Here is an 18201-nt window from a genome sequence, read left to right on the forward strand (position 1 = left end):
ATAATTCTTATTGGTGAAATGGCAAGCACTATTCACCGTTTGGCACAAGTATGCATCGTCTTATTGACTTGAGCCGGTATTTGTGGATTTCTCAATAAACCCTGGCGATACTGAATTCGGTAAGCTCGACCAGTGCATCTCGATAAGGGTTGGTGGGAATGTCGTCCAGGCAGGCGATGGCGCGCTTTGCATAGTCACGAGCCAGATTCGCCGTATAGTCGAGGGCTCCGGCGGATTCCACCGCAGCCACTATCGCCTTGAGATCCTGAACTCCACCTTGCTGGATCGCCTTGCGTACCAGGGTGGCTTGCTCGGGGCTGCCTTCGCGCATGGTATAGATCAATGGCAGCGTAGGTTTGCCTTCGGCAAGATCGTCTCCCACATTCTTGCCCAGTGTTTCGGCGTCACCCCGGTAGTCCAGCAGGTCGTCGACGAGCTGGAAGGCGATTCCCAGGTAATCGCCGAAGCAGCGCAGGGCTTCACTCTGTCTTTCGGTGGCCTCGGCCAGCGCTGCAGCGCCATGAGTCGAAGCCTCGAACAACATTGCGGTCTTGCCTCGGATCACTTCCATGTAGGTTTCTTCGGTCGTAGTGGCATCGCGGACCTTGGAGAGCTGTAGTACTTCGCCTTCGGCAATGACACGGGTTGCCTGGGCGATGATATGCATCAGTGGCATGGAACCCAGCGTAACCATCATTTCGAAGGAACGTGCATAGAGGAAATCACCTACCAGCACGCTCGGTGCGTTTCCCCAGAGTGCATTGGCAGTGGAGCGCCCACGGCGCATGCCCGACATGTCGACCACGTCATCATGCAGCAGGGTAGAGGTGTGCAGAAATTCGATGATCGCTGCCAGTAGGCGCAAGCGCTCGCCGGAAAAGCCGAGAGCATTGCCGCAGAGTAGGACCAGTAACGGCCGCAGGCGTTTTCCGCCAGCCGACACAATATAATCTCCGATCTTCTCTACCAGAGGTACGCGTGAAGAAAGTTGCTGGCGAATGATGCCGTCGACAGCGGCAAAATCGTCTGACACGATCTGGTGGAAGGACTGGGGCTGCATCGCGGACGGGCCTCCTCGGTGAATGCGCGGCATGCTAGGGGTGAGGGTGATGCCTGTCAAGGCAAGGCCTAATGGCCCTTGCACGGTAATAAGAGGGTGCGTAGAATCACGACCCTTCACTTTTCATAGGCACAGCCTGCCTTACGCAATTGCATGAGCCTCTCTTCGGCCTCATGCAGCCATGCCAGCCATCAATCATTCCGACAAAGCGCTGGGTGAGCAGGATTAACGGAGATTCATGATGTATGCAGTTATTGTAACCGGCGGCAAGCAATATAAGGTTGCCGAAGGCGAATTTCTGAAAATCGAAAAGCTTGAGGTCGGTACCGGCGAGCCTGTGGTCTTCGACCGCGTCCTGTTGATCGGCAACGGCGATGACGTGAAGATCGGTGCTCCGGTCCTCGATGGTGCGAAAGTTACTGCAGAGGTGGTGGAGCAGGGTCGTCATGATAAGATTCGCATCATCAAGTTTCGTCGCCGCAAGCATCACATGAAGCGTCAGGGCCACCGTCAGTGGTTCACTGAAGTCAAAATTACCGGTATTCAGGGCTGAACCAGCCTGAATCCTAGAGAGGAGCATTGACTCATGGCACACAAGAAAGCTGGTGGTTCTACCCGTAACGGTCGCGATTCCGAAAGTAAACGCCTCGGTGTGAAAATGTTCGGTGGCCAGGCTGTGCAAGCCGGCAACATTCTGGTTCGTCAGCGCGGTACCAAGTTCCATCCCGGTTATGGCGTTGGTCTGGGCAAGGATCACACCCTGTTCGCAAAAGTGAATGGCGTGGTCAAGTTCGAGGTCAAGGGTGCGTTCGGTCGCAAGTATGTAAGCATCGCGACCGCCTGAAGCCAGGTTCATCGAAAAAGCCCTGTCTGCCGACGGGGCTTTTTCGTTTCTGTATCCTGTCTGTCGTTCCTTGTTGGAGCTGCCTGGATAAGTGTTGTGAGCCGGGTGAGTGTTATTTTGAAGATGGCTTCGATTGTGCCTGGCAGTTTGCTTCGTCTTATGTTCCCTTGATTACCCGCTGTCATGGCGGGAGGCGTACCCATGAAATTCGTCGATGAAGTATCGATATTTGTAAAAGCTGGCGATGGTGGCAATGGCTGTATGAGCTTTCGTCGTGAAAAGTTCATCGAAAAGGGTGGCCCCAACGGTGGCGATGGCGGTGATGGCGGTTCCGTGTTTCTGGAGGCCGACGAGAACCTCAATACGCTGGTGGATTATCGCTATACACGGCGTTTCGAAGCCCAGCGGGGGCAAAATGGCGGTAGTACCGACTGTACGGGAGCAAAAGGCAACGACCTGGTGTTGCCAGTCCCGGTAGGTACCTCCATCATCGATGCAAATACTCAGGAAATCATCGGTGATCTGACCAAGGCGGGACAGCGCCTCAGGGTGGCCCAGGGAGGCTGGCACGGCCTGGGTAATACTCGCTTCAAGTCGAGTACCAATCGTGCTCCACGCCAGACCTCGCCGGGCAAGCCGGGTGAATTCAGGGATCTCAAGCTTGAATTGAAAGTACTGGCGGATGTTGGCCTGCTAGGATTACCCAACGCCGGCAAGAGCACATTTATCCGTGCAGTATCTGCGGCCAAGCCGAAAGTCGCGGACTATCCGTTTACAACCCTGGTGCCGAACCTGGGAGTAGTCAGTGTGAGCCGCTACAAGAGTTTTGTGGTGGCAGACATTCCCGGTCTGATCGAAGGTGCAGCCGCGGGGGCTGGCCTAGGTACACGCTTTCTCAAGCACTTGACGCGTACTCGAGTGCTGCTGCACTTGATCGATATGGCACCTCTGGATGGCAGTGATCCGGCCGATGCGGCGGAAACCATCCTGGGCGAATTGGAGCAGTTCAGTCCGGCACTGCTGGAGCGTGAGCGCTGGCTGGTACTGAACAAAGCTGATCAATTGCTGGATGATGAGCGTGAAGAGTGCTTGGCGGCGGTCGTCGAGCGGCTGGATTGGAAAGGCCCGGTATTCGTGATTTCCGCTCTGGAGCGTGAGGGAACCGAGGCGCTTAGCCAGGCCATCATGCGCTATCTGGACGAGCGTGCTGTGCGTCTCGAAGAAGAGCCGGAGTTTGCCGAAGCGTTGGCTGAGCTTGATTTGCGCATCGAAAGTGAAGCACGGGCGCGCCTGCAGGAGCTGGATGATCGGCGTGCCTTGCGGCGTGCTGGTGTCAAAGCGGCTGATGAAGCCGACGATGATTTCGACGACGATGATAATGATGACGAAGAGGGTGCGGAGATTTTCTATGTGCGCTGAAGCACGCCAGGAATGCCGGCTAAAACTCTATTCATTGTGAACGCGCCTTAGGGTGGATGAGCATGCGGGACAAGGTTACCGGCGCACGGCGCTGGGTAGTGAAGATCGGCAGCGCTTTGCTGACGGCCGATGGCCGTGGCTTGGATCGGTCTGCCATGGCTGTCTGGGTCGAGCAGATGATCAGGCTCGGCGAGGCTGGAATCGAGCTGGTTCTGGTCTCTTCAGGAGCGGTGGCTGCGGGTATGAGCCAACTGGGCTGGTCTTCCCGACCCAGGGCCGTGCATGAGCTGCAGGCTGCGGCTGCAGTTGGTCAGATGGGGTTGGTGCAGGCCTGGGAGTCCAGTTTTGCGCATTATGGGCGGCATACTGCACAAATTCTGCTGACTCATGATGATCTGTCTGACCGCAAGCGTTATCTCAATGCCCGCAGTACTCTGCGAACCCTGCTCGATCTGGAGGTAACGCCGGTCATCAATGAGAATGATACGGTTGTCACCGATGAGATCCGCTTTGGTGATAACGATACGTTGGCGGCACTCGTAGCCAATCTGGTCGAGGCCGATTTGTTGGTAATCCTGACTGATCGAGATGGCATGTTCGATGCCGATCCTGGTATCAAGCCTGATGCTGTATTGATTCGTGAGGCGCGGGCTGACGATCCACTGCTGGACGAGGTGGCTGGTGGCCGTGGTGGAATACTCGGGCGTGGCGGAATGCAGACCAAGCTGCGCGCAGCCCGTCTGGCCGCGCGTTCGGGGGCGCATACAGTGATCGTTGGTGGGCGTATCGAGCAGGTGTTGGCGCGCCTCAAGGATGGTGAGTGCCTGGGAACTCTGCTTTCACCCGAGCGCACCCGGCATGCTGCGCGCAAGCAGTGGCTGGCCGGGCACCTGCAAATGCGTGGCAGGCTGACGCTCGATGCTGGTGCCGTGAATGCTCTGCGCCAGGGGCGAAGCCTTCTGCCGGTCGGTGTCAAGTCGGTGGAAGGCAGCTTTCGTCGTGGTGAGATGGTGGTCTGCATCGGCCCAAACGGCTTGGAGGTCGCGCGTGGCCTGGTCAATTATGCGGCTCTCGAAGCGCAAAGGATTCTTGGTCGATCGACCGATGAGGTCGAGAAAGTACTGGGTTATATCGATGAGCCCGAGTTGATTCATCGGGACAACATGATCGTGCTTTGAGGTGACTATGCGTCTGGCTTGTTCGTTTGCCGCTTTTCTACTGGTTCTACCGTTATCGAGTATGGCGCGTGAAGTGGGTGAGGTCGATACCGCGTTCAAGTGGGTCGGGCCGAATCACAAGATTATGATCGAGGCTTTCGATGATCCCGTCGTCGAGGGCGTGACTTGTTACCTGTCGCGTGCCAAAACTGGTGGTGTCAAGGGAGGATTGGGTTTGGCCGAAGATCGTGCCGAAGCGTCTATCGCTTGTCGTCAAGTCGGACCGATCCGCTTCAAGGAAGAGTTCAAGAATGGCGAGGTAGTGTTCAAGGAGCGTACTTCGCTGGTATTCAAGAGCATGCAGGTAGTACGCTTCCACGATAAGGATCGCAACTCGCTGATCTATCTGGTGTACAGCGACAAGGTGATCGACGGTAGCCCGCAGAATGGGGTAACGGCTGTTCCAATCATGCCGTGGCCTGGGCAGTAATAATCAGGCAGAAATGAATCATCAGGCTGATATTGCGATGACGATTCGGCCATTGGTGGGGGATAGAAATCACCGGCATAAAAAAACCGGCCCGCGGCCGGTTTTTCGATCATCCCGCTCAGGCTGCAGCAGCTTCACCAAGGGCCTTGATGTGAGCATTCAGGCGGCTCTTGTGACGAGAAGCCTTGTTTTTGTGGATGATACCTTTGTCGGCCATGCGGTCGATCACTGGAACAGCAACAATATAGGCAGCTTTGGCTTTTTCCAGATCTTTGGCATCGATTGCCTTGACCACATTCTTGATGTAAGTGCGAACCATGGAGCGCAAGCTTGCGTTGTGGCTGCGACGCTTCTCAGCCTGAATTGCGCGTTTTTTGGCGGAAGGGCTGTTGGCCACCTTCGAACTCCTCGGGAAACTTGGATTAACCAGCTAAATTAAGGCCGCAAAGCATGCCGAGGCGAGGCTTCATTGTCAAGTCTGGCGGCTGAGTATCGTGGCGTATTTGTTTCCCTGGCATAAACTGGGAAGCGCTTTGCCTGGTATGCCCGTTCAGTACATGGCTGATTTGTTCGGACATTCGACGGTCTTTCGGTACTGGCTTGGCGGCAGGGGTAGGGCTACACTCGCTGGCTTTGCCGATTTATCGCATCTCTTCGATTTACGGTCAGGCTGTATCCAGACTGTTCAATCGCGGTGCTAACTGGGAAGGAAAATGTCCGAAAATTCCGGCAAGGGCGGTTTGCTGCGTTCAGGTGCTGTAGTCAGTGTAATGACCATGCTTTCCCGCATATTGGGCATGGCGCGCGATATGGTGATTGCAAGCTACTTCGGTTCTGGAACGGCGGCCGATGCCTTCGTCATTGCCTTCAGGATTCCCAATTTCCTGCGCCGATTGTTTGCCGAAGGTGCCTTCGCCCAGGCGTTCGTCCCGGTGCTTTCGGAATATCGCACCAAGCGCAGCCAGATCGAGGTTAAGGAGCTAGTCGATCGCACCTTCGGCATGCTTGGACTGATTCTTAGCGTCATCACAGCTTTTGGTGTCATTACTGCGCCTTATCTGGTCATGGTATTTGCTCCGGGCTTTCGCGACGAGCCGGAGAAGATGGCACTGGCAGGCGATCTGCTGCGGATTACCTTTCCTTACTTGCTGCTGATTTCGCTAACGGCGTTTACTGCTGGTGTACTCAATACTTATGGCAAGTTTGCCGTGCCGGCATTTACCCCGGTATTGCTGAACGTCTGCATGATCGTTTCGGCGGTGTTTCTTTCTCCATATTTAGATCAGCCTGTTACAGCGCTGGCCTGGGGCGTATTCATCGCCGGGATTGTCCAACTGGGCTTCCAATTGCCTTATGTGGCTAGCCTGGGGTTGTTGCCCAGGCCGCAGGTGAAGCCGCGTGATGAAGGCGTCCGACGCATTCTGCTGCTGATGGTGCCGGCGCTGCTTGGCGTATCGGTTAGTCAGATCAACCTTCTGCTGGATACTGTGCTGGCATCCTTTCTGCAAACTGGCAGTGTGTCCTGGTTGTATTACGCCGATCGTTTGTCGGAATTGCCGCTAGGTGCCTTCGGGATTGCCATCGGTACGGTGATCTTGCCTAGTTTGTCGCGACAGCATGCAGGAGAGGATGTCAAAGCGTTTTCCGCGACCCTCGACTGGGCACTGCGCATGGTGTTGCTGGTAGGCGTGCCTGCGGCACTGGCCCTGGGGTTCCTTTCCACGCCGCTGATCACCGGGTTGTTCTTCTACGGCGCCATGAGTGAGGAGGCCGTGGTACAGTCTTCGCGAGCTTTGGAGGCCTATTCCCTGGGAGTACTGGCGTTCATGCTGGTCAAAGTGCTGGCCCCCGGTTTTTTCGCTCGGCAGGATATGAAGACGCCAGTCCGCATTGCCATCACCTGTATGGTGGCGAACATGGGCTTCAATCTGATCCTGATCTGGCCGTTGCAACATGTCGGGCTGGCGCTGGCGACGTCGCTATCATCCATGCTCAATGCCATCATGCTGTTCTGGGGACTCTATCGGTCGAAGGTATTTCAGCCGAGACCGGGTTGGGGGGCGTTCAGTATTCGCCTTGCCGGCGGTTGTGTGGCCATGATAGCCGTGATTTTCTGGCTGAATGCACCGGCTGCCGAATGGTTCGCCTGGAATTGGCAGCAGCGGGTCTGGCAATTGACCTTGCTGGTTTCGGTCGGTATCGGTGCCTTTGTGGCTGGTTTGTTGCTTCTGGGATTGCGACCGCATCATTTGCGACATTAGCAGATTTCTTGAGCCTGTCCGAGATAGCAGGCTCGTGCGTATAATCGATCAATTTACGAGCAAATAGTGCGGTATGCAGCTGGTTCGAGGTATTCATAATTTACAACCTTCACACCGAGGGTGCGTTGCTACCATCGGTAATTTCGACGGTGTGCATCGGGGACATCAGGCCATTCTGGCGCGGCTGCGCGAGCGTGCGCAGGAATTTGGCGTGCCTGGCTGTGTGGTAATCTTCGAACCGCAACCGCGCGAGTTCTTTACTCCGGGACATGCCCCTGCGCGCCTGACCCGATTGCGCGAGAAATTGACTCTGCTCGACGAGCAGGGTGTCGACCGGGTCTTGTGCCTGGCTTTCAACCGGCGCCTGCGCGAGTTGGGTGCCGCTGATTTCGTGCATACGGTATTGGTAGAAGGGCTGGGCGTGCGGCAACTGGAGGTCGGTGACGATTTCCGCTTTGGCTGTGATCGTTCCGGCGATTTCGATTTTCTGGTCAAGGCCGGGGTCGCCGAGGGCTTTACGGTGGAAGCGGCTTCCACTATCGAAGTTGATGGTGCGCGCGTCAGCAGCTCTCGGGTTCGCCAGGCTCTGGCTGATGGTGATCTGGCGTTGGCCGAGGCCCTGTTGGGGCGTCCTTATAGCATCGCCGGGCGCGTTGTGTATGGTCAGCAATTGGGTCGCAAACTGAATGCACCGACTGCCAACATACAGTTGAAACGCAGGCGTACGGCTCTTTCCGGGGTTTTCCTCGTTACCGCGATGGTGGCTGGCCGACGCTGGCCGGCAATAGCCAATATTGGCATGCGGCCTTCGGTACAGAGCGAAGGGCTGCCTCATCTGGAAGTGCACCTGTTGGACTATCAGGGAGATCTCTATGGATGCCGCCTGGAGGTGGTCTTCCTGCGCAAGTTACGCGATGAGCAGCGATTTCCTTCGCTGGAAGCGCTGCGCAATGCTATCGACATGGATATTGCCTCTGCTCGCGCCTACTGGCGTGCCAACCCTCTTTAACGAGTCAGGACCGAAATGACCGATTACAAAGCGACCCTCAATTTGCCATCGACGGAATTTCCGATGAAGGCCGGGCTGCCCCTGCGCGAGCCAGAGATCCTGCAGCGTTGGAACAGCATCGACCTGTACCGGAAGCTGCGTCGTATTGGCGAGGGACGCCCGAAATTTATCCTGCACGACGGTCCACCCTACGCCAACGGCAGCATCCACATCGGCCACGCGTTGAACAAGATCATCAAGGACATGATCACCCGCTCCAAGACCCTGAGCGGCTTCGATGCGCCCTATGTGCCGGGCTGGGACTGCCATGGCCTACCGATCGAGCACAAGGTCGAAACCACCTTCGGCAAGAACCAGCCGGCGGACCTGACCCGCGAGCGCTGCCGCACCTACGCAGCCGAGCAGGTCGCCGAGCAGAAGGAAGGCTTCATCCGTATCGGGGTGCTGGGCGACTGGGACAATCCCTACCTGACCATGGATTTCGCCAACGAGGCCGGCGAAATCCGCGCCCTGGCCGAGATCGTCAGGCACGGCTTCGTGTTCAAGGGCCTGAAGCCGGTCAACTGGTGCTTCGATTGCGGTTCGGCCCTGGCCGAAGCCGAGGTCGAGTATCAGGACAAGCAGTCCGACGCCATCGACGTGGCCTTTCCGGTGGAAGACGCCGACAAGCTGGCCGCCGCCTTCGGCCTGGCCGAACTGCCCAAGCCGACCGCCATCGTGATCTGGACCACCACGCCCTGGACCATTCCGGCCAACCAGGCGCTCAACGTCCACCCGGAGTTCGACTATGCGCTGGTGGATACCGGCGAGCGACTGCTGCTGCTGGCCGAAGAACTGGTCGAGGCGAGTCTACAACGCTACGGCCTGCAAGGACAGGTGATCGCCACCGCGAAGGGCGAGGCGCTGGAGCTGATCCGCTTCCGCCATCCCTTCTACGAGCGCTTCTCGCCGATCTACCTGGCCGACTACGTGGCGCTGGACGCCGGCACTGGCATTGTCCATTCGGCGCCGGCCTACGGCGAGGACGACTTCTACAGTTGCAAGCGCTACGGCCTGCACAACGACGAGATTCTCAGTCCGGTGCAGAGCAACGGCGTCTACGTGGAGTCGCTGCCGTTCTTCGGCGGCCAGTTCATCTGGAAGGCCAATCCGAACATCGTCGCCAAGCTGGCCGAAGTCGGCGCGCTGCTCAAGCACGAAAGCATCAGCCACAGCTACATGCATTGCTGGCGCCACAAGACCCCGCTGATCTATCGCGCCACCGCGCAATGGTTCATCGGCATGGACACGCAGCCCGACCAGGGCGCGACCTTGCGCGAGCGGGCGCTGAAAGGCATCGAGCAGACCCGCTTCATCCCGGCCTGGGGCCAGGCGCGCCTGCACAACATGATCGCCGGCCGCCCGGACTGGTGCATCTCGCGCCAGCGCAACTGGGGCGTGCCGATTCCGTTCTTCCTGCACAAGGAAAGCGGCGAGTTGCACCCGCGCACCGTCGAGTTGATAGAGGCGGTGGCCGAGCGCGTCGAGCAGCAGGGGATTGAGGCCTGGTTCAAGCTGGACGCCGCCGAGCTGCTGGGCGAGGAAGCCGCCCAGTACGACAAGATCAGCGATACTCTGGACGTGTGGTTCGACTCCGGCACCACCCATTGGCATGTGCTGCGCGGTTCCCATCCGCTCGGCCATGCCAGCGGGCCGCGCGCCGACCTGTACATGGAGGGTTCCGATCAGCATCGCGGCTGGTTTCACTCGTCCCTGCTGACCGGCTGCGCCATCGACGGCCATCCGCCTTACAAGACGCTGCTGACCCATGGCTTCACCGTCGACGAGCAGGGTCGCAAGCAGTCCAAGTCCCTGGGTAACGTGATCGCGCCGCAGAAGGTGACCGATACCCTGGGCGCTGACATCCTGCGCCTGTGGGTGGCCGCCACCGACTATTCCAGCGAAATGGCGGTGTCCGACCAGATCCTCCAGCGCAGCGCCGATGCCTACCGGCGCATCCGCAACACCGCGCGCTTTCTGCTCTCCAACCTGAACGGCTTCGACCCGGACAGGGACCTGCTGCCCAATGACCGCCTGATCGCCCTGGACCGCTGGGCCATCGATCGCGCGCTGCTGTTGCAGCGGGAAATCGAAGAAGCTTTCGACGACTACCGTTTCTGGGTGGTCTACCAGAAGGTGCACAACTTCTGCGTGCAGGAGCTGGGCGGCTTCTACCTCGACATCATCAAGGACCGCCAGTACACCACCGGCGCCGATAGCCTGCCGCGCCGTTCCTGTCAGACCGCGCTGTACCACATCGCTGAGGCGCTGGTGCGCTGGATCGCGCCGATCCTCGCCTTCACCGCCGATGAAATCTGGCAATACCTGCCGGGCAGCCGCAACGAATCGGTGATGCTGAACACCTGGTACGACGGGCTGGCTGAACTGCCAGAAAACACCGAGCTGGGACGTGCCTTCTGGGACAAGGTGATGGCGGTCAAGTCGGCGGTGAACAAGGAGTTGGAGAATCAGCGTGCCGCCAAAATCATTGGTGGCAACTTGCAGGCGGAAATCACGCTCTACGCGGAAGATTCGCTGGCAGTCGAGTTGGCCAAATTGGGCAATGAGCTACGTTTTGTCTTGATCGCTTCTGCCGTAACCTTGGCTCCTTTGAACCAGGCTCCTGTCGAAGCGGTGAGCAGCGAGTTGAACGGGCTTAAATTACTGGTGAAAAAGACCGAGCATGCCAAGTGCGGCCGCTGCTGGCATCACTTGCCGGACGTTGGAACCCATGCCGATCATCCGGAGCTCTGTGGTCGTTGTATCGAAAATATCGATGGCGATGGCGAGGTTCGTCACTATGCGTGACGAATTTCTAGCGGCAGATGTCATTTCGCAAGGCGGCTCGTCATGATCGCGCGCTTTGGCAAGCTTTCCTGGCTTTGGCTCAGTGTGCTGGTCATCGTTATCGATCAGGCTAGTAAAATATACGCTGAGAACACGCTGGCGCTTTACCAGCGCGTTCAGGTAATTCCTGACCTCTTCAGCTGGACCCTGGCCTACAATACCGGTGCTGCCTTCAGCTTTCTTGCCGATCATTCCGGTTGGCAGCGCTGGTTATTCGCAGCCATCGCCATATTGGTCAGTGCCATGCTGGTAATCTGGATGAAACGTCTGAAACCAGAAGAAACTTGGGTCGCGATCGCGCTTGCATTGGTGCTTGGTGGTGCGCTAGGCAATCTCTATGATCGTGTTGTGCTTGGTCATGTGATCGATTTTATTCTGGTGCATTGGCAGGATCGCTGGCGCTTTCCTGCGTTCAATATTGCCGACACCGCAATCACCATCGGCGCCGTGATGCTGGCGTTGGACATGTTCAGAGGCAATAAATCCGGAGAACTCAGTCAATGACTGAACAACGTATCGGGCCTGATAAGGCGGTCACCCTGCATTTTGCGCTCAAGCTCGACAATGGCGAAGTGGTCGACAGTACCTTTGAGAAAAAACCCGCCACGTTCAAGGTTGGCGATGGAAACCTGCTGCCAGGTTTCGAACAGGCGCTTTATGGCCTCAAGGCTGGCGACAGACGCACTCTGACCATCCTGCCAGAGCAGGGGTTTGGCCAGCATAATCCTCAGAATGTTCAGGTCATGTCGCGCAATCAATTTGAAAGTATGGAGCTTTCGGAAGGATTGCTGGTGATCTTCAACGATGCAGCCAATGCCGAACTGCCGGGAGTGATCAAGGTATTCGATGACAACCAAGTTACGGTCGATTTCAATCATCCGTTGGCCGGTAAGGCGCTGTCTTTCGATGTGGAAATCATAGAGGTCAATCCGTTCTAGGTAATTAAATATACGGAAGAAGCTCTCTTTAATTTCAATTCGCTTTAATTGTTGTGATTCCACAGTCGCTTTACCGGTTTGTTCAAGCGATCAAGGTTGATGCCGGTTTCCATGCCCCTGACGCGTATCGAGAGCCAATCATGCATATCAAGCTCGCCAATCCTCGTGGTTTCTGTGCTGGTGTCGATCGAGCCATCGAGATCGTCAATCGCGCTTTGGAGGTTTTCGGCTCGCCCATCTATGTGCGCCACGAGGTCGTGCACAACAAATTTGTCGTAGAGGATCTGCGTGCGCGAGGAGCTGTTTTCGTCGAAGAAATCGATCAGATTCCAGATAATGCCATCGTCATCTTCAGTGCTCATGGAGTATCTCAGAGCGTGCGCCAGGAAGCCGAACGACGCGGCCTCAAGGTATTTGATGCTACCTGTCCGCTGGTAACCAAGGTGCATCTGGAAGTGGCCAAGTATAGTCGCGATGGTTGTGAGTGCATTCTCATTGGCCATGCCGGACATCCTGAAGTCGAAGGGACCATGGGGCAGTACGACGGACGTAATGGTGGAGCCATTTATCTGGTCAAGAACGAAGAAGATGTGGCTCGCCTCACTGTGCGTAATCCTGGCAAGCTGGCTTTTGTCACCCAGACAACCTTGTCCATGGATGACACCGCTCGGGTGATCGATGCTTTACGCAAGCGCTTTCCGGAGATTGGCGGCCCGCGTAAGGACGATATCTGTTACGCCACCCAAAATCGCCAGGATGCAATCAAGCAACTGGCTAGCGAATGCAATCTGCTCCTGGTGGTCGGTAGCCCCAACAGCTCCAATTCCAACCGCTTGCGCGAACTGGCCGAGCGTCTGGGGACGCCCGCTCATTTGATCGATAACGTCGAGGATTTGAAAAGGGAATGGTTTGCAGACGTCGAGCATGTCGGTATTACTGCCGGTGCCTCAGCTCCCGAGATTCTGGTGCAAAGAGTCATCGAGCAACTGAGAGGTTGGGGGGGCAGTAGTGTTGATGAGTTGGATGGCCAGGTGGAGAACGTTACTTTCTCAATACCCAAAGAGCTCAGATTACGGGAGGCTTGATTCGCCAGATTGCCTTTTGTCTTCGTACTGACAACTGGATCACCTGGCCTTGTGCTGCTCCAAGCCTGGCTTGAGTTCAATAGCTCTGAACTGTTAATGGTGCGCTCGCATCAGCGGGTCCTAGCGAACGCCCGACAGCGTGGCCATGTACAGTGCAAAAGGTAGGGCTGAGGATTGGGAAGCATGAGGTGGCTCGAAAAGCTCTTCCTCTACTTGGAATTACCCACTGCTGCAAGAAGGGTATAGCGCGTTTGCCTTGGATGTTCATGTGATTAGTCTTGTTTGCATTGCTACTTTTCAATATAATGCGCCCGCTTTACAGGGTGCTTGATTTGAAGCGGCTTGCTCTGTAATTACGTCAAAAGCTAACTGCATGTTTTAAAACAGAAAGCTATTGACAGAAGTGATTGAGGCGTTAAGATGTCGCCTCTCTCTGTGGAGGGATTCCCGAGTGGCCAAAGGGATCAGACTGTAAATCTGACGTCTTCGACTTCGAAGGTTCGAATCCTTCTCCCTCCACCATATTTGTGGTGAGTGTTGTAATCGCGGGTATAGTTCAGTGGTAGAACCTCAGCCTTCCAAGCTGATGATGCGGGTTCGATTCCCGCTACCCGCTCCAGCTTGATTTGCTCATGTAGCTCAGTTGGTAGAGCACACCCTTGGTAAGGGTGAGGTCAGCGGTTCAAATCCGCTCATGAGCTCCATCTTGTGGTAAAGGCAGATATGAAAGTATCTGCCTTTCTTTATGAATATAAAGATTTCGAGTGGATTTGGTCTTGGGGGACGGTTTTGATGGCTAAGGAAAAATTCGAACGCAACAAACCGCACGTCAACGTTGGCACCATTGGTCACGTAGACCATGGCAAGACCACGCTGACCGCTGCTCTGACCAAGGTCTGCGCCGAGACCTGGGGTGGTTCAGCTCGTAACTTCGATCAGATCGATAACGCGCCGGAAGAAAAAGCGCGTGGTATTACCATCAATACCTCGCACGTGGAGTACGACTCGCCTAGTCGCCACTACGCCCACGTCGACTGCCCTGGTCACGCCGACTACGTCAAGAACATGATCACCGGTGCCGCCCAGATGGACGGTGCGATCCTGGTCTGCTCGGCTGCCGACGGCCCGATGCCGCAAACGCGCGAGCACATCCTGCTGTCCCGCCAGGTTGGTGTTCCCTATATCGTCGTGTTCCTGAACAAGGCCGACATGGTCGATGACGCCGAACTGCTTGAGCTGGTCGAAATGGAAGTTCGCGACCTGCTCTCCACCTATGATTTTCCGGGCGACGATACCCCGATCATCATCGGCTCCGCCCTGATGGCGCTGGAAGGCAAAGACGATAACGAGATCGGTGTCACTGCCGTGCGCAAGCTGGTGGAAACTCTGGACTCCTACATTCCCGAGCCGGTTCGGGCCATCGATCAACCGTTCCTGATGCCGATCGAAGACGTATTCTCCATTTCCGGTCGCGGTACGGTGGTCACTGGTCGCGTCGAGCGCGGTATCGTCAAGGTTGGTGAGGAAGTCGAGATCGTTGGTATTCGTGCCACCACCAAGACTACGTGTACTGGTGTGGAGATGTTCCGCAAGCTGCTGGACGAAGGCCGTGCTGGCGAGAACATCGGTGCGCTGCTGCGTGGTACCAAGCGTGAAGACGTCGAGCGTGGTCAGGTACTGGCCAAGCCGGGCACCATCAAGCCGCACACCAAATTCGAAGCGGAAGTCTATGTTCTGAGCAAGGAAGAAGGTGGCCGTCATACGCCTTTCTTCAAGGGTTACCGTCCGCAGTTCTACTTCCGTACTACTGACGTGACCGGCAACGTCGAGCTACCGGAAGGTGTCGAGATGGTCATGCCGGGAGACAACATCAAGATGGTCGTGACTCTGATCGCCCCCATTGCGATGGAAGATGGTTTGCGCTTTGCGATTCGCGAAGGCGGTCGGACTGTCGGAGCTGGCGTCGTCGCCAAAGTCATCGAGTAATGTAGATCTTTTTTGTTGGGTCGGGTATTATACTCGGCCTGACTTTTTCTTTAGGCCAGTAGCTCAATTGGCAGAGCGGCGGTCTCCAAAACCGCAGGTTGGGGGTTCGATTCCCTCCTGGCCTGCCAGTTTTAATCGACTGGCAGTCCGCAAGGTTTCTAAAAGATGAATGCAAAGGCTGAAGCTGGTACGTCACGCTTCGATTTTTTGAAGTGGACTGTTGTGGTTCTTTTGGTTGTTGCAGCAGTTGTCGGTAATCAGTATTACTCTGGCTCACCTTTGTTGTATCGGGTTTTGGCTTTGTTGGCTGTTGGTGTCTTTGCTGCTTTTGTCGTCTTTCAGACTTCAAAAGGGCGAGCATTTTACTCTTTGCTAGTTGAAGCGAAGCTTGAGATTAGAAAGGTGGTCTGGCCGACTCGCCAGGAAACTACACAAACTACATTCATTGTCGTTGCTGTGGTTTTGGTGATGGCTTTGCTCTTGTGGGGGTTGGACTCTTTTCTTGGTTGGCTGGTCTCGATGGTTGCAGGTTAATAGTAAGGGTGTCTCGTGGCTAAGCGTTGGTATGTTGTGCATGCTTACTCCGGTTACGAGAAGCATGTAATGCGCTCTTTGATTGACCGAGTAAAGCTGGCTGGTATGGAAGCTGAGTTCGGTGAAATTCTGGTCCCGACCGAAGAGGTTGTAGAGATGCGGAATGGGCAAAAGCGCAAAAGCGAGCGTAAGTTCTTTCCTGGATATGTCCTTGTTCAGATGGACATGAATGAAGGAACTTGGCACTTGGTGAAGGATACGCCGAGAGTCATGGGTTTTATCGGTGGGACAGCCGATAAACCTGCTCCCATTACCGATAAAGAAGCTGAAGCAATTCTTCGCCGAGTGGCCGATGGTAGCGAAAAACCCAAACCCAAGACTCTTTTCGAGCCCGGTGAGGTAGTCCGTGTTGTCGATGGGCCTTTTGCTGACTTCAACGGCGTTGTCGAAGAAGTGAATTACGAAAAAAGTCGTGTTCAAGTGGCTGTGATTATCTTCGGTCGCTCTACGCCGGTAGAGCTGGAATTCAGTCAGGTAGAGAAAGTTTAAGTTAATATCCTGCCATCAGCATTATTGAGGCAGGATGTTTGTGTTGCAGGAAAATAAATCTGCAAAAGGGGAGCCGAAAGGCGCTTTTACCCATACGGAGTGGCTATGGCCAAGAAAATTCAAGCTTATATCAAACTGCAGGTTAAAGCTGCACAAGCTAATCCATCGCCACCAGTTGGTCCGGCCTTGGGCCAGCATGGTGTGAATATCATGGAGTTCTGCAAGGCTTTCAATGCCAAGACCCAAGGTATGGAACCAGGTCTTCCAACTCCTGTAATCATTACTGTTTACAGCGATAGAAGTTTCACATTCGAGACTAAAAGTACTCCTGCCTCGGTTCTTCTCAAGAAGGCTGCCGGTATCTCCTCGGGATCTGCGCGTCCAAATACCCAGAAGGTTGGTACTGTCACTCGCACTCAACTCGAAGATATTGCCAAGGCCAAACAAGCGGATCTAACGGCTGCTGATCTTGATGCTGCAGTTCGTACTATCGCAGGCTCTGCTCGTAGCATGGGCTTGAACGTGGAGGGCGTGTAATGGCTAAGCTAACCAAGCGCCAAAAAGCAATAGCTGCAAAGGTCGAGGCTGGAAAGCAATATGGCTTTGAAGATGCAGCAAGATTGTTATCTGAGCTCTCAGCGTCCAAATTTAAAGAATCAATAGATATTGCTATCAATCTTGGCGTTGATCCACGTAAATCAGATCAGGTTGTCCGTGGTGCTACTGTTCTGCCAAATGGTACCGGTAAAGCTGTTCGTGTTGCCGTTTTTACTCAGGGCGCGAATGCCGAAGCTGCTCTGGCAGCAGGCGCTGATAGAGTTGGTATGGATGAATTGGCTGCCGAAATGAAAGGCGGCGATTTGAGCTATGACGTAGTTATCGCCTCGCCAGATGCAATGCGGGTTGTCGGACAGCTAGGCCAAATTCTTGGTCCGCGTGGACTGATGCCTAACCCTAAGGTTGGTACTGTTACTCCTGATGTAGCGACTGCGGTTAAGAATGCTAAGGCCGGTCAGGTAAGGTTCCGTACGGATAAGAATGGAATCATTCATGCTTCGGTTGGCAAGATCGATTTTGAATCGGTAAAACTGAAGCAGAATGTTGAAGCTTTGATGGCGGATCTCAAGCGCCTCAAGCCTTCTACTTCCAAAGGTGTATATGTCAAGCGCGTAACTCTGAGCTCTACAATGGGGCCAGGCTTGATTATTGATCAAGCTTCGATTGATGCATGATAGATAGTATTTCGACTTTGTCTGAAATACTTGAAAATTGGGGTCTCTGCCTGGGCGGGGGCTTTCCAAGACCGTAGGTGGTGCAAACCTTAAAAGATAAAGCCTACGCAGAGGTGCTCCCGATTCATACCGAATCAGACACCAAAGATGATCCGGCGCTCAGCCGGATAGCACCGGTAATATCCAGGAGTGAAACCCGTGGCAATCAAACTCGAAGACAAGAAAGCCATTGTCGCTGAAGTCAACGGGGCTGCCAAAGTTGCCTTGTCCGCCGTCGTAGCTGATGCTCGTGGTGTGACTGTAAGCGCTATGACTGGACTTCGTAAAGAGGCTCGCGAGGCGGGCGTGTACGTGAGAGTCGTACGCAATACCCTCGCTCGGCGCGCTGTTGAAGGCACTAGTTTTGAAGTGCTCAACGATGCGTTCAAAGGGCCGACCCTGATTGCATTTTCAAATGAACATCCAGGTGCTGCTGCCCGGATTTTCAAGGATTTTGCCAAAGGTCAGGATAAGTTCGAGATCAAAGCCGCTGCCTTCGAAGGGCAACTTATTGCAGCCAACCAAATCGATGTTTTGGCAAATCTGCCGACTTACGACGAGGCTGTTGCTCAATTAATGAGCGTTATCCAAGGTGCTACCAGCAAGCTGGCTCGTACCATTGCGGCTATTCGCGACCAGAAGGAGAGTGCAGCTGCTTGATTAAGGGTAGCTCACTATTCTCGAATCATTTGAATTCGATGGCCGCAGGCCG

General features: G+C 55.3%; 19 protein-coding genes and 4 tRNA genes. 21 read left to right on the plus strand and 2 right to left on the minus strand.

The genetic code is table 11. From position 1 onward, the window contains the following. Positions 1 to 91: 91 nt before the first annotated feature. Positions 92 to 1060, minus strand: a complete 969-nt coding sequence (locus tag FHR87_RS05865; RefSeq protein WP_183165788.1) for a polyprenyl synthetase family protein — start codon at positions 1058 to 1060, stop codon at positions 92 to 94. Positions 1061 to 1301: 241 nt separating this feature from the next. Here FHR87_RS05865 and rplU point away from each other — a divergent pair, with 241 nt between their 5' ends. From rplU to FHR87_RS05890, 5 genes are all read left to right on the plus strand, one after another. After that, positions 1302 to 1613 (plus strand): 50S ribosomal protein L21, encoded by a 312-nt coding sequence (rplU, locus tag FHR87_RS05870; RefSeq protein WP_183165920.1) that lies wholly within the window; start codon positions 1302 to 1304, stop codon positions 1611 to 1613. 33 nt (positions 1614 to 1646) lie between these two features. Then, positions 1647 to 1904, plus strand: a complete 258-nt coding sequence (rpmA, locus tag FHR87_RS05875) for a 50S ribosomal protein L27 (protein ID WP_183165789.1) — start codon at positions 1647 to 1649, stop codon at positions 1902 to 1904. Between the two features lie 201 nt (positions 1905 to 2105). After that, positions 2106 to 3323 carry an Obg family GTPase CgtA gene (gene cgtA / locus FHR87_RS05880; protein WP_183165790.1) on the plus strand — a complete coding sequence of 406 codons (1218 nt, stop codon included), beginning with the start codon at positions 2106 to 2108 and terminating at the stop codon, positions 3321 to 3323. A gap of 62 nt (positions 3324 to 3385) precedes the next feature. After that, a complete protein-coding gene (gene proB / locus FHR87_RS05885) occupies positions 3386 to 4501 on the plus strand; it encodes a glutamate 5-kinase (protein ID WP_183165791.1) in 1116 nt (371 codons plus the stop codon). A gap of 7 nt (positions 4502 to 4508) precedes the next feature. Next, on the plus strand, positions 4509 to 4970 hold the full coding sequence (locus tag FHR87_RS05890) for a CreA family protein (protein ID WP_183165921.1): 462 nt from the start codon (positions 4509 to 4511) through the stop codon (positions 4968 to 4970). A 118-nt stretch (positions 4971 to 5088) separates the two neighbouring features. On the opposite strand, the gene rpsT is transcribed toward FHR87_RS05890, so the two are convergent. Then, positions 5089 to 5367: a 30S ribosomal protein S20 gene (gene rpsT, locus FHR87_RS05895; protein ID WP_183165792.1), complete on the minus strand. Its 279-nt coding sequence runs from the start codon at positions 5365 to 5367 to the stop codon at positions 5089 to 5091. A 316-nt stretch (positions 5368 to 5683) separates the two neighbouring features. Here rpsT and murJ point away from each other — a divergent pair, with 316 nt between their 5' ends. The 16 genes from murJ to rplJ all read left to right on the plus strand — a co-directional run bounded on the left by murJ (position 5684) and on the right by rplJ (position 18149). After that, the gene (gene murJ, locus FHR87_RS05900) at positions 5684 to 7231 is read left to right on the plus strand and encodes a murein biosynthesis integral membrane protein MurJ (RefSeq protein ID WP_183165793.1); all 1548 of its coding nucleotides are present in this window, start codon (positions 5684 to 5686) and stop codon (positions 7229 to 7231) included. Between the two features lie 73 nt (positions 7232 to 7304). Next, positions 7305 to 8240, plus strand: a complete 936-nt coding sequence (gene ribF / locus FHR87_RS05905; protein WP_183165794.1) for a bifunctional riboflavin kinase/FAD synthetase — start codon at positions 7305 to 7307, stop codon at positions 8238 to 8240. Between the two features lie 15 nt (positions 8241 to 8255). Then, positions 8256 to 11087, plus strand: coding sequence for an isoleucine--tRNA ligase (gene ileS / locus FHR87_RS05910; protein WP_183165795.1), 2832 nt, complete (start codon positions 8256 to 8258; stop codon positions 11085 to 11087). A 42-nt stretch (positions 11088 to 11129) separates the two neighbouring features. Continuing rightward, positions 11130 to 11630 (plus strand): signal peptidase II, encoded by a 501-nt coding sequence (lspA, locus tag FHR87_RS05915; RefSeq protein ID WP_183165796.1) that lies wholly within the window; start codon positions 11130 to 11132, stop codon positions 11628 to 11630. Next, positions 11627 to 12064 carry an FKBP-type peptidyl-prolyl cis-trans isomerase gene (gene fkpB, locus FHR87_RS05920; RefSeq protein WP_183165797.1) on the plus strand — a complete coding sequence of 146 codons (438 nt, stop codon included), beginning with the start codon at positions 11627 to 11629 and terminating at the stop codon, positions 12062 to 12064. Before lspA ends, fkpB begins: the two co-directional genes overlap by 4 nt. A gap of 140 nt (positions 12065 to 12204) precedes the next feature. Beyond that, entirely contained in the window at positions 12205 to 13149 is a 945-nt protein-coding gene (gene ispH / locus FHR87_RS05925) for a 4-hydroxy-3-methylbut-2-enyl diphosphate reductase (protein WP_183165798.1), read from the plus strand. A 437-nt stretch (positions 13150 to 13586) separates the two neighbouring features. Further along, a tRNA-Tyr gene (locus FHR87_RS05930) sits at positions 13587 to 13671 on the plus strand. A 23-nt stretch (positions 13672 to 13694) separates the two neighbouring features. After that, positions 13695 to 13768: transfer RNA gene (locus tag FHR87_RS05935), tRNA-Gly, on the plus strand. Between the two features lie 9 nt (positions 13769 to 13777). Then, positions 13778 to 13853, plus strand: a tRNA-Thr gene (locus tag FHR87_RS05940). A gap of 88 nt (positions 13854 to 13941) precedes the next feature. Continuing rightward, a complete protein-coding gene (tuf, locus tag FHR87_RS05945; protein WP_183165799.1) occupies positions 13942 to 15135 on the plus strand; it encodes an elongation factor Tu in 1194 nt (397 codons plus the stop codon). Between the two features lie 52 nt (positions 15136 to 15187). Further along, positions 15188 to 15263: transfer RNA gene (locus FHR87_RS05950), tRNA-Trp, on the plus strand. A gap of 37 nt (positions 15264 to 15300) precedes the next feature. Then, positions 15301 to 15669, plus strand: a complete 369-nt coding sequence (secE, locus tag FHR87_RS05955) for a preprotein translocase subunit SecE (RefSeq protein WP_183165800.1) — start codon at positions 15301 to 15303, stop codon at positions 15667 to 15669. A gap of 15 nt (positions 15670 to 15684) precedes the next feature. After that, complete coding sequence (nusG, locus tag FHR87_RS05960; RefSeq protein ID WP_183165801.1) at positions 15685 to 16218, plus strand: transcription termination/antitermination protein NusG; 534 nt, start codon at positions 15685 to 15687, stop codon at positions 16216 to 16218. Between the two features lie 105 nt (positions 16219 to 16323). Further along, on the plus strand, positions 16324 to 16755 hold the full coding sequence (rplK, locus tag FHR87_RS05965; protein WP_183165802.1) for a 50S ribosomal protein L11: 432 nt from the start codon (positions 16324 to 16326) through the stop codon (positions 16753 to 16755). Next, the gene (gene rplA / locus FHR87_RS05970) at positions 16755 to 17450 is read left to right on the plus strand and encodes a 50S ribosomal protein L1 (RefSeq protein WP_183165803.1); all 696 of its coding nucleotides are present in this window, start codon (positions 16755 to 16757) and stop codon (positions 17448 to 17450) included. Before rplK ends, rplA begins: the two co-directional genes overlap by 1 nt. A 198-nt stretch (positions 17451 to 17648) precedes the next feature. Then, positions 17649 to 18149 carry a 50S ribosomal protein L10 gene (gene rplJ, locus FHR87_RS05975; RefSeq protein WP_183165804.1) on the plus strand — a complete coding sequence of 167 codons (501 nt, stop codon included), beginning with the start codon at positions 17649 to 17651 and terminating at the stop codon, positions 18147 to 18149. Positions 18150 to 18201 lie beyond the last annotated feature (52 nt).

The organism is Azomonas macrocytogenes (assembly GCF_014191985.1).
Taxonomy (GTDB): Bacteria; Pseudomonadota; Gammaproteobacteria; order Pseudomonadales; family Pseudomonadaceae; genus Azomonas; species Azomonas macrocytogenes.

What these genes read in the sequence shown, in the direction of transcription:
- FHR87_RS05865 (WP_183165788.1), bottom strand. Translation starts at nt 1,060, where the DNA reads ATGCAGCCCCAGTCCTTCCACCAGATCGTGTCAGACGATTTTGCCGCT.
- rplU (WP_183165920.1), top strand. Translation starts at nt 1,302, where the DNA reads ATGTATGCAGTTATTGTAACCGGCGGCAAGCAATATAAGGTTGCCGAA.
- rpmA (WP_183165789.1), top strand. Translation starts at nt 1,647, where the DNA reads ATGGCACACAAGAAAGCTGGTGGTTCTACCCGTAACGGTCGCGATTCC.
- cgtA (WP_183165790.1), top strand. Translation starts at nt 2,106, where the DNA reads ATGAAATTCGTCGATGAAGTATCGATATTTGTAAAAGCTGGCGATGGT.
- proB (WP_183165791.1), top strand. Translation starts at nt 3,386, where the DNA reads ATGCGGGACAAGGTTACCGGCGCACGGCGCTGGGTAGTGAAGATCGGC.
- FHR87_RS05890 (WP_183165921.1), top strand. Translation starts at nt 4,509, where the DNA reads ATGCGTCTGGCTTGTTCGTTTGCCGCTTTTCTACTGGTTCTACCGTTA.
- murJ (WP_183165793.1), top strand. Translation starts at nt 5,684, where the DNA reads ATGTCCGAAAATTCCGGCAAGGGCGGTTTGCTGCGTTCAGGTGCTGTA.
- ribF (WP_183165794.1), top strand. Translation starts at nt 7,305, where the DNA reads ATGCAGCTGGTTCGAGGTATTCATAATTTACAACCTTCACACCGAGGG.
- ileS (WP_183165795.1), top strand. Translation starts at nt 8,256, where the DNA reads ATGACCGATTACAAAGCGACCCTCAATTTGCCATCGACGGAATTTCCG.
- lspA (WP_183165796.1), top strand. Translation starts at nt 11,130, where the DNA reads ATGATCGCGCGCTTTGGCAAGCTTTCCTGGCTTTGGCTCAGTGTGCTG.
- fkpB (WP_183165797.1), top strand. Translation starts at nt 11,627, where the DNA reads ATGACTGAACAACGTATCGGGCCTGATAAGGCGGTCACCCTGCATTTT.
- ispH (WP_183165798.1), top strand. Translation starts at nt 12,205, where the DNA reads ATGCATATCAAGCTCGCCAATCCTCGTGGTTTCTGTGCTGGTGTCGAT.
- tuf (WP_183165799.1), top strand. Translation starts at nt 13,942, where the DNA reads ATGGCTAAGGAAAAATTCGAACGCAACAAACCGCACGTCAACGTTGGC.
- secE (WP_183165800.1), top strand. Translation starts at nt 15,301, where the DNA reads ATGAATGCAAAGGCTGAAGCTGGTACGTCACGCTTCGATTTTTTGAAG.
- rplK (WP_183165802.1), top strand. Translation starts at nt 16,324, where the DNA reads ATGGCCAAGAAAATTCAAGCTTATATCAAACTGCAGGTTAAAGCTGCA.
- rplA (WP_183165803.1), top strand. Translation starts at nt 16,755, where the DNA reads ATGGCTAAGCTAACCAAGCGCCAAAAAGCAATAGCTGCAAAGGTCGAG.